Origin of the sequence: Paraburkholderia sp. PGU19 (assembly GCF_013426915.1) — a bacterium.
Taxonomy (GTDB): Bacteria; Pseudomonadota; Gammaproteobacteria; order Burkholderiales; family Burkholderiaceae; genus Paraburkholderia.
This window is the reverse complement of record NZ_AP023183.1, coordinates 360906-374906: the sequence shown is the minus strand read 5'-3', so window position 1 is coordinate 374906 and position 14001 is coordinate 360906. Positions and strand designations below refer to the sequence as shown.

9 protein-coding genes and 1 pseudogene are annotated in these 14001 nt (G+C 58.5%); 5 read left to right on the top strand and 5 right to left on the bottom strand.

Annotated features, from left to right (window positions below):
• Positions 1-138: 138 nt before the first annotated feature.
• Positions 139-2928 (bottom strand): bifunctional YncE family protein/alkaline phosphatase family protein, encoded by a 2790-nt coding sequence (locus H1204_RS48705; RefSeq protein ID WP_243469215.1) that lies wholly within the window; start codon positions 2926-2928, stop codon positions 139-141.
• Positions 2929-3545: 617 nt separating this feature from the next.
• Here H1204_RS48705 and H1204_RS48700 point away from each other — a divergent pair.
• The 3 genes from H1204_RS48700 to H1204_RS52880 all read left to right on the top strand — a co-directional run bounded on the left by H1204_RS48700 (position 3546) and on the right by H1204_RS52880 (position 5554).
• Positions 3546-3854 carry a hypothetical protein gene (locus H1204_RS48700; protein WP_180736916.1) on the top strand — a complete coding sequence of 103 codons (309 nt, stop codon included), beginning with the start codon at positions 3546-3548 and terminating at the stop codon, positions 3852-3854.
• Between the two features lie 15 nt (positions 3855-3869).
• Entirely contained in the window at positions 3870-4130 is a 261-nt protein-coding gene (locus H1204_RS48695) for an RES domain-containing protein (RefSeq protein ID WP_180736915.1), read from the top strand.
• Between the two features lie 707 nt (positions 4131-4837).
• Positions 4838-5554, top strand: a complete 717-nt coding sequence (locus tag H1204_RS52880; protein ID WP_274608323.1) for a hypothetical protein — start codon at positions 4838-4840, stop codon at positions 5552-5554.
• Positions 5555-6677: 1123 nt separating this feature from the next.
• On the opposite strand, the gene H1204_RS48680 is transcribed toward H1204_RS52880, so the two are convergent.
• The 3 genes and pseudogenes from H1204_RS48680 to H1204_RS52875 all read right to left on the bottom strand — a co-directional run bounded on the left by H1204_RS48680 (position 6678) and on the right by H1204_RS52875 (position 10458).
• The gene (locus H1204_RS48680) at positions 6678-7697 is read right to left on the bottom strand and encodes a LuxR C-terminal-related transcriptional regulator (protein WP_180736914.1); all 1020 of its coding nucleotides are present in this window, start codon (positions 7695-7697) and stop codon (positions 6678-6680) included.
• 1604 nt (positions 7698-9301) lie between these two features.
• Positions 9302-9937 (bottom strand): annotated as a pseudogene (locus H1204_RS48675) (IS6 family transposase); the annotation flags it as partial.
• Positions 9938-10323: 386 nt separating this feature from the next.
• Entirely contained in the window at positions 10324-10458 is a 135-nt protein-coding gene (locus tag H1204_RS52875; protein ID WP_274608319.1) for a hypothetical protein, read from the bottom strand.
• A gap of 133 nt (positions 10459-10591) precedes the next feature.
• Between H1204_RS52875 and H1204_RS48665 the strand changes: the two genes are divergently transcribed.
• Positions 10592-10798 (top strand): CDGSH iron-sulfur domain-containing protein, encoded by a 207-nt coding sequence (locus H1204_RS48665; protein ID WP_180736913.1) that lies wholly within the window; start codon positions 10592-10594, stop codon positions 10796-10798.
• 73 nt (positions 10799-10871) lie between these two features.
• Here the strand turns inward: H1204_RS48665 and H1204_RS48660 are convergent, their stop codons facing one another.
• Positions 10872-13226 carry an AAA family ATPase gene (locus tag H1204_RS48660; RefSeq protein WP_180736912.1) on the bottom strand — a complete coding sequence of 785 codons (2355 nt, stop codon included), beginning with the start codon at positions 13224-13226 and terminating at the stop codon, positions 10872-10874.
• Between the two features lie 365 nt (positions 13227-13591).
• On the opposite strand from H1204_RS48660, the gene H1204_RS48655 reads away from it, so the two are divergent.
• Entirely contained in the window at positions 13592-13861 is a 270-nt protein-coding gene (locus H1204_RS48655) for a hypothetical protein (protein ID WP_180736911.1), read from the top strand.
• Positions 13862-14001 lie beyond the last annotated feature (140 nt).

Sequence of the window (14001 nt, the reverse complement as noted above, 5' to 3'; positions counted from 1 at the left end):
GCTGTATGGGGTAGTGAGAAAGTCGGTGGGCGGCCGTCGATATCGACAACCGCCCGCCGTGACTGGCTACTTCGGATCTCGCGCATCAGGCAATGCAGACTGTGCGACGCGCTCAGGCCGGACAACGCCACGACCCGCTTAATCGTCGTCGTCGTCGACCGCAGCGACCGTCTTCGAACCGTCAGCCGCGACCTTCGAGTAGATCGAGTGCGGGACGGGATACGGCTTGTCGCCCATCACGCCCTTCCATTGCACACGGTTGAACAGTTCCGGCGGAATACGATCTTCCCTGGAGAAGTCGAAGTCCTTCGTCGCGTTCGCCCAGTACGTCGCGTCATGCAGCGGATGAATGTCCTCACCTTGGGCAAACTGGTTGCCGTCGGTGCCGCTAGCCACGTTGCCCACGTTCGTGCCCTTCAGGATCGTCGAAGCAACGGCTGTGTACGTCCACGAACCGTCCGACCTGGTGTCGAACAGGTCGGCCATCGGCTTGGCGTAGGCCGTGTTCAGGCCCATGTGCTGGGTACCGAGCACGTCTTCCATGGTACGGAGCGCGTTGACCTGGCTGTAGGCGGTGCTGACGATGGCGTGTTTCTTCACGTACGCGCCGACGACGTAAGCCGTCGAGCGGTGCGAGTCGACGTGATCGGAACCGGCTTGCGAGTCATCCTCGACCACCACGATCAGGGTGTCCTTCGCATACGGGCTGTGCGCGACCGTCTCGACCAGCTTGCCGACTGCGAAGTCGTTGTCGGCTTCTTGCTGTTCAGCCGAACCCATCTGGCCGACGTTCTGAGCAAAGCTGCCGGTATGGTCGGAGCCCATGCGGACCAATTCAAACGACGGGAGCTGGCCATTCGCGACGTACTGCTGGAACTCGCGGTTCCATTCGAGTTCGCGGAAGGTGTCCGGATAGGCCTGGTCGAAGCCGCGGTAGTACGGGTCCGTCAGGTTCACGAGGGACGGCTTGAGCGGGTGGGCCTGGACGATGTTGCCAGCGGCCGGGTTGAGCAGCGGGTTGGCGATCGTGCCGATCGAGCCAACGTTGTTGACCATGCCGCCGTAGTTGCGGACCGCACCACCTGCTTGCAGAACCGCGTCGTAGATGCTCGCCTTCTGATAGCCGAACGGCGCATCCGGCACTGTCACGTCGGCGATGCCCGGCAGCGCGTTGGCCGCGCCGCCCGGTAGCGACGACGTAGCGCCGGAGAAACTGCCGTTTGTCGCGAAGTCGCGCATGGCGGTGCCGGGGAGGCCAACCGGCAGACCGCGGTTGGAGCCTTCGGATTCGTACGCCATGCCACGGCTGACGCCAGCGTAGTTCTCCTGCTGCGAAACTTCCTCGGTCGGCGTGACGTGTGCGTGCTGCACCCACGACCAGCCGTCCATCGAACCGTCGCCCGGATCGGTGAAGTTGTCGAGCGTGACGAAGTTGCCAGCGATGTTGTGGAAGTTCGGCGTGGTGGCCTTGCCGAACATCGTCAGCGTCGGATCGCCGTTCGAGCCGTTGCCGAGGTCGCCGAGGATCTGGTCGTACGTGCGGTTTTCCTTGACGACGTAGATCACGTGCCTGATGCGGGCGCGCAGGAAATTCATGGTCTCGCGATCGCTATCCGATTCCTTCACCGAATAGTGATTGTTTTCGTCCACCTGGGTGGTCAGCCGGGCAAGCACATCACCCGCCGGGACCGGGGCGCTGACGAGGCTGCCCTGCTCCAGGCCGAACTGGTACTGTGCCCTGGTACCCGAGGTGTAGAGGGGGTTCGGACCAGTGACCGACTTGCCGTTGATGATGTACATCTGCGAGCCATCGGCGCTCAGCGTAATGTCCTTCGGCGCATAGGCAGTCGGGATCAGACCGTTGACATGATAGCCGTTATTACCATCGAGCGAGATCACGGCGATCGAGTTGTCGCCGTTGTTGACGGCATACAGGGTCTTGCCGTCCTTCGAAACGGTCACGTTGACCGTATCGCGGCCGCCGTACTTCTTGTTGTTGCCGCTGCCCTGGTCGTTACCGTCGCCGGACTGGCTGGCGATGTCGATCGTCTTCTCAACGTTGTGGTTGGCGGTATCGATGACGGCGATCTGGTCGGCGTTCGACACGGCGACGTAGAGCTTCGACTGGTCCGGCGAGAGGGCCATGCCGTACGCATTGCCCTTCACCGGAATGCGCGTGATGAATTGCGGCGCGGCCGGGTTCGCCACGTTCAGCACCACGACTTCACGGTCACGCACCGACGAGATGAACGCGGTGCCGTCGGCCTTCAGCGAAACCGCCCACGGATATTCGCCACCGGCGACGCCTTGCCGTCCCGACGTGTTGAATGGACGCAGATCGTATTCCGACACGAGCGTGTTCGAGGTCGTGTCGATGATCGAGATCGAATCGTTGTAGTTGTTGGCAACGACCAGGTTCCGGCCGTCAGCGGAAACAGCCAGGCCGCCGGCGTTCGGCTTCACGCCCGAACCAATGCCCCTGGTGTGGTTCAGCGCGATGGCCGAGGTCTGGGACCATTGGGCCGACGGGGCAGCCGAAGCGCGGTTGTACACATAGACCCTGTCGTCGGCGCCGCCGGTGCCGTACAGGGTCTGGTTACCGTTCCAGGCGAGACCATCGAACGCGTTGTTCTGGTGAATTGCCTGCACCAGCTTCGGATTGGCCTTGTTCGTGCCCGACACGTCGTAGATGAAGATGTACTGGGTCGAGTCAGCCTGGTCCAGCGTGCTGTTGCTGGCGCCGGTGTAGACGGTGTTGTAGCCAGCCGTGATCACGGCCAGTGTGTTGCCGTCCGGGCTGAGCTGCGACTTGATGGCGCCGCTGACTACCTGGCCTGGCTTGGCCGATATTTGCGGGTTCAGCAACTGCTGGACGGCGCCCGGAATGGCTCTGGGGGAGATGAACTGGCCGGTCGGCAGCAGTTCCATGTTGCCTTGAGGTGCCGCGTCTGCTTGAAGGGTTGGAAAGAGTATTGAGGCGGTTAGTAATCCTAATGTGATACCAGACTGAGTCAGCCTGCATTTCTTCATTTCGTATCTCCAGAAGACAAACAGATTTGAGATCTCTGCTCCTGAACTGAACTTCCCAGATCTGTTCTGTTACCCCTGATCTAAAAATTGGAGCTGCTTGTGCTGAGCGTTCCTGTCCATCAGCCAGCAGAGTTTAACGTTTGCGCATGTCAGTGACGTGAATCAAGGCGTGGCGGGGAAAAGCGGATTATGGTTGTGCAAGCAAATTGTTATTCGGAGCCCCGGAATTTCGCCTTATAAAAAAGCCACTCGATGTGTATACTTTTTACCGGTAACTGATGCACCGCTCATTCTCTTCAATAAAAAATGACCGGCGGTTGAAAGCACTTCGCAATTCGGCCCCAGGCGCAAAAAGAGTGATTATCTTTCTCATAAATTGTTGAGCGCACTTCCTTATTACGGGAGACCTATTCGGTTGACTTGAGAACCAATCAAGTCACCGCGCTGTGAAAGGTTCTGTCTCACCAAGGTGACCTGTTACGCATCTGCAGGCAACGAGTCGAACGATTTGATAGATGAAGCAGGAATCCGGGCTGTTGGCGAAGGTGCTCAAACGCGTGCACTATCCGCTTGCCTTCCGCGGGATCTCGATCTACCTGCGCACGCCGCGGCTACTGGGAGCTACTCGCGCTGAACCTGTCTGCTGCCGCGGCGAGTTCGATGGTCATCGTGAAATACCGTCGTGTATGTGCAAAGCCGGCTCGGCACATCCACAACCCGATGCAAACGGAAAAGGATTCTGGCAGGACCGGATTGCTCGCATCGCATTCGATGATCCGATCCATTGTGTGAGCTTTCATAGTCCGTATCTACCTGCACTGTGACTGGAGCGACATCGGTTGATCGAAGCTATGCCAGCCTTTTACCCGCAGGCCCGACAGTGGGCACAGGCAGCATTTGACCAAAGCCCGGAGACTCAAGGTATCGTTTACGGTTCCCGTCGCCATGACGCTGGTAGTTGCATCATGCTCTTTGGCCAGCGTATACCCCGCTATCCGGACAAACCATTCAATGTCATTGAACACGTTTCGCTCGCTGAACTTCCTGCGCGCAGCAAAGTAGTCAAACTCGTCGCAAGTTTGAAGATTGGAATCGTCTGAATAGCCAGTGCAACGACCAGGATTTGTGCATTTGATTTTTGAACCGTACGTCTTCTGAAGGTTGCCTTGTCGACGGTGTGAAGCAGGGTTCCGGTGCAAATAGGCCATCTGGAAGAGACGGTTCAGATAGAAAGGATTTCTTATCGAGCAGACAGGACAGCACTCCAGACGGCGGGCGCAGTGATATCTTTGAGGCCGAGCTTCGCGGGGCACGGAAGGCAGCCTTTGTAAGGAGATGCTCCATCCGACGTCGGCGAAGCACGGTCCCTGTGTGGCCTCTCCGAAGTTCACATCGTTTTGCTCCGCGTTCCATTCCAGTACTTTTACGCCCTCGCCGAAGTCAACGGTCACATCCCAGCCGATGCAGCCGATAAACGGTAGCTTGCCATGTAGCTGCAAGACCTTCCTGGCCCAAGTTCCGAACACAGGAACGATCCCCCCGAAAATGTCGCCTTCGAATCCGGATGTTCGCGGATGTTGGTCCTGCGGCAGTATCGGCCACTGTGCCGAGGCGGGGCTTCAAATGCTCAACTCGCTCTTCGTTCTATCGAAAGGAAACGTCCGTCTCTGGGCGTAACGTGATCAGTCAGCTGACTTCTTGCGGAAGGCATTGAACCGATGGGCAGTGCGAGGGTATGGCGATTCGAGGACATGACGCGATGAGACTTACAACAATGCGTCGTGCAGCAACTACGGCAGTCACTGCATTGCGGGTCAGCCTCGCCCACGCGACGATTGTGGGAGAAGCCTTCGGCAGTCCGGTTATAGCAGCGATGCACGGACCAGCGCAGAAATCCTTTCTCAGCACCGTGCTCAATCCCGCTTCGCAAATCTATTTCGCCAGGTACCGTGGAATCGTGTCGGAAGTGTATTACCCGGTACTCGACATGACGGAGACGGCCGATCTTCAGTTTCTTATCGACGATGCGGTCGGCACCTTCGTCGACGAAGAGATGCTCGAGTCGAACAGCGCGGCTCAGATCGACCCGCACACGATGAACTGGCAGGTCGCAACGGGCAATGCTGCCCACGACTGGCAGATCGGCAAAACCGTGTTCACCGATCCCATACGCAACCCGCTGATCGAACGAGTCAGCTTACAGGTAGGCGCGCAGCGCTGGAGAAATCTCGCCCGTCTGCCGCCGGCTACCGCAGTCGCATTGGCCCGCAGCGCCCGCCGCCTTTCGAAAGGACAATGCGGAAACACCGGGCGGAGATCCGCCCGACATGGCTGTTCGTATCATCCGAGCGGATGTACAGGAGGCAATTATGTTGGCAACGAAAGTTGGGCTCGTCGACACGACGGGCACGGTCGATACGCAAACGATGGCCGCGGTTGCCGCGGCGCTGAATGTTCAGGTGACGCGGGACCTGCCAAAGTATTGGCCGGTGAGTGCCTCTGTCTCATACCTCGCCGACCATAAAAAGATCCCGCAGGGCGTGTGGCCTGTGCAGCTCGTCAAAACCCTGCCTCCCGACGAAGGCGGCTTCCATATGACGCGCCATAACCAGCCGTACGCGAAGGTGATCGTTACGCCTGGCAGCGACGAGTGGGCAGTCGATGCGAGTCACGAAACCATTGAAATGCTCATCGACCCGAATGGCAACCGGCTACAGACCTCGAATGCGATAGAGATCGTCGACGGCAAACTCCAGGATGGGACGGGCCGCTTCGAATATCTGGTCGAAGCCTGTGACCCATGCGAAGCCGATCCGTACACTTACACGATCGATGGTATAGCCGTGTCCGATTTCATTACGCCGCACTATTACGACCCCGATGTCACTCCCGACGCGCGTTATAGCTTCACGGGAGCGGTGAAGACCCCCGGCAGGTTCTGCCTGGCGGATACATCAGCTGGGTGGACCCGGTCACCAACGAGCTGCAGCAGATCCTGTGGGTCGATCCGAATCAACCTCCCGTCCTGCGCAACCTCGGTTCCGTCACTGGTGGGAGCCTGCGACTTTTCATCGAATCGAAGACATACCACAAGAGCCGCGAGAACCGCGAGCAAATGAAGGCAGAGGCCAAGGCCAAAAGAACTGCTTATCGGGAAGCACTCGCTGCAGCGGCTGAAGTCCGCGCCCGGCACTATACCTAGTCGTAAGGGGACTTATATAGTCGTCGTCGGCAATGAGGTGGTGAAGCGGGATTGCAACATGCGCGTCCCGGTTCACTGCCCTCCTCCCAGTACGGGCAAGCGGTCCCCGTCTGTGCGCGTCGAGACCAACGGTTTTTATGTCAAGTCTCGCCGCACTCGCTATCCCCGGCGTCGCCCGCCATGCACCACTGATCGGCCACAGCAATAGTTTGGGTAGTCACGGGTCTACGTCAGCGCTGCGCGGATTGGGGTAATCGTTCGAATCGTGCAAAATCTGGCGGTTTGCAAAAATCGCGAAGTCGCGCTGCCTTGCTATAAGCGACTTTGCAACCTATTACCGCCAGATTTTGCACGATTCGAACGATTACCCCTGTCTGGACACTTTTACTCCGGGCGCGAACGCGCAGAAATATCGCGTGAGAGCGTTGTCAGTGGTGTTGGGCGGTCACCGCGTGTCGGGGTGCAGCCGGCGCGTAATGAGACATGTCAAATAGGTTGCAAACTCGGGATCCTGGTAGTAGAGCCGCATGGCATCCGTTGCCGAAGCCGAAAGCAGTTCGCTGTCGCTGTCGCAGCGCGCTGTACACATGCGGCGATGGTCAGCCGAGAACAATCCGATCTCCCCAAGGATCGCACCGGGCCCCACTTCGATGCCGATCTCCGGCAGACTGAATTTGCCGCGGACAATGTAATAGATCGCATCGCTCCGATCACCCTTGCGAAACAGCACTTCGCCTGACCTGAAATGACTACGCGTCATACGGGCCAGCAGCCTTCCCACCGACAACTGACCACTTAGTGCCTGATGAAGCTGTTCGTCGCTGACCTCTTTCAGCCTCATCGCAGCTATGCTCGCCTGGCTTCGGCTACCGACCTTGAGCGCCTTGTAAGCGGAGTACAGATGTGCCTTGACCGTTCCCTCGGCAATATTGAGGTGGCGTGCGATCGCCTTGTTGGAGTCTCCGCGCGCGGCGAGCGCCAGTACCTCGATTTGTCGCGGAGTCAGCGCACAGGCACTGTCTTGCGGCACTGCATTCGACTTCGTCGACGTATCTGCGGATGGTTCGTGCCCGTTCACCACGAAACTGAACAGCGTGGGGGGCAGGTATATGCCACCCGCCATCACCAGACGCAGCGCGCCTCGTAGCACTTCCGCGGAATCCGATTTGTCGACACACCCCCCCGCACCGGCGGCGATGAAACTCTCGACAAACCGGAGATCGAGCGTCGTCAGCAGCACGACGATCGGCAGGGCGTGGTTGCTGCGACGTGCCGCGCCGACGGCCTCGAGTGCTTCACTCACGTGATCGCCATCCAGCACGAGCAGGTCGGCGGCTAACCTGACTTCAGACCCCGAGGCGGCGTAGTCTGCGATCCCGACCTCGGCGCCGGGGAGCAGATCGCCGAGCAGACGTGCGACGCTCTCGCGAAATAGCCCGGCCGGCCCAGCGAAAAAGATATGCATATTTGCCGCCCCTGGAGTGGTCCATCGCCGATCCGCCAGCGTGTTGCCAGGAACACGCAGCGGTGTTCGTATGACTCAAAGGTAGCGAGAGTAGCGGCCGGCAGCAAAGACTTTTCGACGCTGCCATGCGCTCATGCGGCGATGGTTGCCGTCTAACGTACATTCGGGAGCGAGATTTGTCCTCCACACGCGGTTAGCTGCGTCATTGCGAACGGAGGGAGATATGGCTGCTCACAGGGCAAGAGTTGGCCCGAAAGTATCACGCGCAGCCGGATGCTCGGTGTAAGAATGTCCCACAAGAAGCAACTCGCAGCAGAGAAAATTGTAGGGATAACGAACATGAAGCAATTTATCCCAGCGAGCATTACCGCTGCTACTATCCTCGTTGCAAACGGCATCTACATCTACACTAGTCCGTTCCAAACGTGTGTGCGGGAGAATGCTGGCCATTATGACGCGGTTTCACTGTGTACTCGTCACCGACAACACGCGAGTCGAATGGCTATCTTGCTGATCAATATTGCGTTCGGCTGGACGGCCGTAGGTTGATTACTGTCGCTCATTTGGTCACTGGCCAATTCGAATGTGCCGCAGCTGATCGTAATTCCCAATAACGTGCAGAAGTAAGCCACATGCAGACCTGTGTCGAACAAACGGGTGATCATTTCAAGGGAATTGCTCCGTTTTGCTGCGCGAAATATTCGGGCATGTCGATCCATCTGCGGCAACAGTCACGGCTTCGAGGTCGGAGACCCCAATGACGCTCCATCACGAGCAATTGCCCCGCAATACGCAGCATGCCCGGTGATGTCTTGTCGCGTGTCCAGTTCGCGAGCCGTCCTATGACGAAAGGCTTAGTGTATTTTCCGGACGCTGACATAGGGTTATGTTGTGCGCATCCTTTTCACGCACCGGGCTTACAGGCCCTCAGGCAGTTCTTCAGGTGCATTTGTCCCCTCGAACGCCAGTCGCGGTTTTGCCGCGTTAATTGTTTCTCCCAGAACCCGGTCGAAGGCCAAGGCCACGAATATCGTCGCCGCAACGGGTTCCGGCAACGGGCAGAATCGCCGGCAGCGTCTGTCCTCTGGCGCATGCCAGCCCCTTCACCCGTGCTTATGTCAAAGCGGTCGCAAAAACTGAAACCTGATGTCGTAAAGGAGTAAGTCATGAAGACCACGTTTCTCACGTCTGCAGCGTTCCTGGGCGCACTCTCGTTAGCAGGCGCAGTGCAAGCCCAGGACATGGCAGGGCAGCAAGATGCGCAATCGGTATCGACCTCTAGCAGCGCCAACACCTCGACGAGCGCCTCTCCCGGCACGTCCGGATATGGTGGTGTATCCGGGGGCGCCACTGTGAGCGGAAATTCGACTCGCCCGGGATGGGCCACCTGTGGTCACCTGCCACAATGTAGCGCCGACAGCGGTCACTAGAGCGCAAGTTGATAGTGGGGCTTTCGCGGACTGTGCCGCCTCATTTGCGAAAGTCCCGCGACGCTGTTGTCGCCGTGAACGGCGGCGTGACAACGACTAGTGCGACGCGCACCTCGTAAGGGATCTGGTGCAAATAGGCGGTCTGGAAGAGACGGTTCGAATAGAAAGGATTTCTTATCGGGCAGACAGGACAGCATTCCAGACGGCGGGCGCAGTAGTATCTTTGAGACCGAGCTTCGCGAGAATGAATTGACTTTTTCGAATGCGATACATCAGCTCAGTGCCTCCGAGCGTGATCGCGGCGTTCCTGAACCGTTTGAAGCCGAGCATGACATTGGTCCGGGACTTGATGTCGCGATGGTCCTGCTCGATCAAGTTGTTGAGATATTTCGACGACCGGATCTTCGTGTCCTCCTGTAGCGGGCCTTCCGCCCTCATCTCCCGCACGGCATGGTGTGAGGCGGCATAGCGATCGAGGGTGAGGGTTTGTGGCGGCTTGCCCTGATGTATGATGGCCTTGCTAAAGAAGGCTTTGGCCGACCTTCACGTCACGTTTCGGCCTGAGCAGGAAATCAACCGTCTGCCCCACCCGATCTACTGCCCGATAAAGATAGATCCATTTGCCGCGGATTTTTACGTAAGTTTCGTCGACGCGCCACGACGCACCCGCAGGCGTGCCGAAACGGTCCCAGCGTTTGACGAACTCCGGCGTGTAGCGTTCCACCCTACGCAGAATCGTCGTGTGGGCCAGCGACAGGCCACGCTCGGCGATCATCTCAACACATCACGCAGGCTGACCTTGTAGCGCAGCTAACCTTCGCCATCACTTGACTGCCGATCGACTTGAGTTGCATATCCGGCACGATACAAAGCATCCTCAGCCATACGAGATCCGGTTCGACCTCCCAGTGCACAAATCCGCATCGTTTGCCCTCGTACGTCACGATCTGGCAGGCACCTTGGCGAACGTTTTTTGCGAACCCTGCTCGTTGCGAGTCCTCGTCCGATCCATACAACCAGGAGACCAAAACCCTCATCGTTCGCTTGTACGTGTCAAATAGCCATTCCAAGTCGCTGGATACGGTTTGCCTGAAATCCAGATCCATCACAGCGGTGAAATGCGATATACAGGTCTTTTCCAGTGTATCGAATCCACCTTCACCGTTGAAGCTGGCTTGATCTGACTAAACACTCCATCAGGATGCGCCGAACAGGAGCGCCGTCAGTTGCGGAAATACACCGATCAGCGCAAACACCGCGGCCATGATGAACGCATACGGCCGTGGCCCCACCACGATGCGCCGCAGCACGTCCGGTGCCCGGCTTTGCACGATCGCGCGGCAGGAACCGGCTCATTTTCGCGCCATCCGGATATAGACTGAAACTGGACCTGCTGCCGGGTTGCCCCAATTGAGGGCCCGGTGCTGCGCAGGCTTGCGCGATTCACCCTCATTGGAGGCGCACATGGCGACTGTAATCATCACACCACAGAATGACGGCCCGTACCACATAACAGGTGACTTCCAGATTAACACGCAGGGCGGGCAACCAATCGCAGCGGGCAAGAACGAAGTCTGGCTATGCCGGTGCGGTCAGTCGAGCCACAAGCCACTCTGCGACGGCTCACATAAGAAAGTCGGGTTCTCAAGCAATCTCGACGAAAAGCCATAGAATAGGGCTCAACAAGGTAAAGGTTGATGTGCTGCGGCGCATAACCGCGTACCTTGTTGAGCCCCGTTATACCCTAATCGTCAGTCCCGATCGAACGCATACGCCGTTCAAGTTCGCAAAGATCCACCGCCGACGCAAGATAGACATCGCGGCGACTATGTTCAGCGCGGTCAAGCAAGTTGCGCAATATCTTGTGAAGGTGGGCAAGCACGCCCTGCTCTGATAACCCAGATCTATTTGCCAGTTCCAGTCCGCTGCGCACGTGAGCGATAGCCTCGTCGTATGCCGCTCCCGCAAGCGCACGCTCCCCGGCGAGCTGCCAATAAGAGATTGCACGTTCAGGCTGATCGGCGGCGGCGTAGTTCTGAGCGATCAACTCGGGTTGTCGGTCGACGATTTCCGGATAATGTTCCTCTAGCGCGACGGCGATCAGCGCGTGGTATTGTCGGCGGCGCTCGAGTAACAGGGATTGGTAGGCGATCTCCTGGATCAACGCGTGCCGGAACTGATAGGTGCCGCTTTCCCCCGGCTTACTCGAAGTGGAAACGATGATTTCGGCGGCGACGAGGCTCTTGAGCGTTTCCTGCAGTTCTCTCTCTGATCGCGACGCAATCAGGCGCAACAGCTTTATGCTGAATTCCCTTCCCACGGTGGCCGCAATCTGGGCAACCTCCTTTGCGGTTGGATCCAGCCGATCAAGCCGTGATAGCAGCGAGCCCTGCAGCGTATCGGGAATCGCAATTGTCTGCGGGGCTCCTTTCAATTCATAGCGGATGCCCGCATCGTGCAGCAAATCGCCCTGGAGGACAGCCTTGGTTAGCTCCTCAACGAATAGCGGCACGCCGTCCGTCTTGGAAACAATCTCGTCGAGAACGAAACCTGGAAGCGGCTTTCCATCGGTGATCTGTTCAATTATTGCAACGCTTTCACCGCGGGAGAGCCGATCGAGGTTGACGGTAACAAGATGAGGGTAATTCCAACCCGGCTCGAACTCAGGGCGCGCGGTGACCAGTACCAGGAGACGGTTGGTCTCCAGCCGCTCGAGAACCAGCCGAACAAATTCAAGGGATGACGGATCGATCCATTGCGCGTCTTCGACGACAACGAGCAAGGGTTGAACGCGCGTCAAGTTTTCGACGATAGAGACGAGCACATCAAGCGTCCGACGTTTGAGGGATGGAGAGGAAACGTCAAGATCCGGATGGTCCGCGTCTGTCGGGATGCCGAGCAACGTCGCAAGCGCGAGTCGCGTTTCTTCTGCATCGACCGCGAGTCTGGCGATGCCGGTCCGTCGCTCTTCAATATTCCCATTGGGACCGAGACCCATCGCGCGTTGTAGCCAGCGTAGTACCGGCCAGAAGGGACTGTTGCGATGGTAAGAGGAGCAGTGAAGCGAGACAGCCTCATGGAGGTCTCCACGAATACTGTCGCAAAATGCCCGCAGCACGCGAGACTTTCCGATACCGGGCTCACCAATCACCAGCACGCTGCGCATCTCGCCATCCACGCTGTGCTGCCAGCGCTGCCGGATCATGCCGAGCTCAGCCGCACGGCCCACGAGAGGCGTCACCCCATGGATCGTTCTGATCTCGAAGCGGTCGACAGCTTCGGTCGGCGCTAGTACGCGTTGAACCTGCACGGTACCGGTCACCCCTTTCAGTCGCCGCCGCCCCAGATTTTCGAGACGGAACGATCCCTCGATCAAATGACGGCTGACGGGGCCCACTATGACGGAGTCGGCTGGAGCGAGCGCCTGCAGCCGCGCGGCGACGATTGGCGCCTCGCCGACGATTGCCTGATGATCCAGGGTGGGTCCGGCGCCAATCGTACCGACGACGACCAGTCCGGTCTCGATTCCGATACGAACGTGTAGGCGGACGCCGTGCTCGGTTTCGACGCGCTCGTTGGCCTTGCGAAGTGCGGCAATGACGGCGAAGCCGGCCAGTACCGCACGTATCGCATCGTCTTCGTGAGCATTCGGGTAGCCAAAATAGACGTCGACTCCGTCGCCGACGTAAAGCGCAATATGGCCTTCATGAGCGTCGATCGCGCTCGCGCAGGCTCGATGATAGGCTGCCAGAAGACTCCGCATCTCTTCCGGGTCAAACCGTTCCGCAAGCGCGGTCGAATCGATGAGGTCGATGAACATCACCGTCAATTGCCGCCTCTCAGCCTCAATGCTTCCGGCGGCCGACGAAGGTGATGCTCCTCGTTTCTTTACACACGCCGCTTGATATTCGTGGGACTCGGTCAACACCGCTCGCGCTTTGGCGAGCCGCTTGCGGTCGCCGAGCGTCAGCCCGAGTTCCTTCAGATCGCCGTCTGAAAGGTCGGCGAGCACGTCCCAGTCAATTCCCTGCGACTCAAACGCTGCGGCGTGCTTTCCGAGTCCACTCTGAACCAGCCAGGTCCTTAGATCGTGGGTCATTGCCGGACCCCTTATGCACCCCATCAAGAACGATGATCGTCGCGGTTTTGTCACTGCGGTGCGTCGTCTACCACCATAGAAAAGATTTGCCGCGTTGCAAAGCGGAAAGGTGGTGTTTGCCCGTCAAGCTACAGAAGGCCTGGTTGCGCCGCATGACATGAAGGTACGCGTCGCATGTTTATACCGACTCAGGTCGTTTAACGCCCTTTGTCCGTCGCCCAGGACATGCAGTGTCAATTGGTCGGTCATGCAGTATCGAGGCCGGCACGTCAATTCGGTTCGGACATTATCCGGGGATGGTCCCGGACAACCGGTCGCCGAGGTTGCTGCAAGCGTGATGAATCGGGCTTCAGAGCACGCCTGCCATGAACTCTTCACCGGTGCTGCACTTTTCGTGTTGTCATGTACGCCTCGAACAGACCCGCATGCAACCGGCTGAATGCCTGACGCAGACTGACCAGTTCGTGCTGGTCGCCTTCGTGCTCCCGCCGCAGGATCTCTCCGAGCAGGGCAGTCGCACGCGACGCGGCCCGGTCACGCTGACACGCGCCTCACCGAACCGGCCCGCGAGCGCCGGTTTGATCCACCAGCAGCCACCCCGGGAACCACGCGTCTACTCGTCGACCTCAGGGTAATCGTCCTTTTGGTGCTTGTATGGCGGTTAGGATCGAAAAAATCCGCCTTATCAATGACTTGCAGATCGCCCGATCTGTCGCGACTCGCATATTTGCGAAGCATTGTCGTAGGCGGCTGCGCGCCCCGCGACCGCCATCTT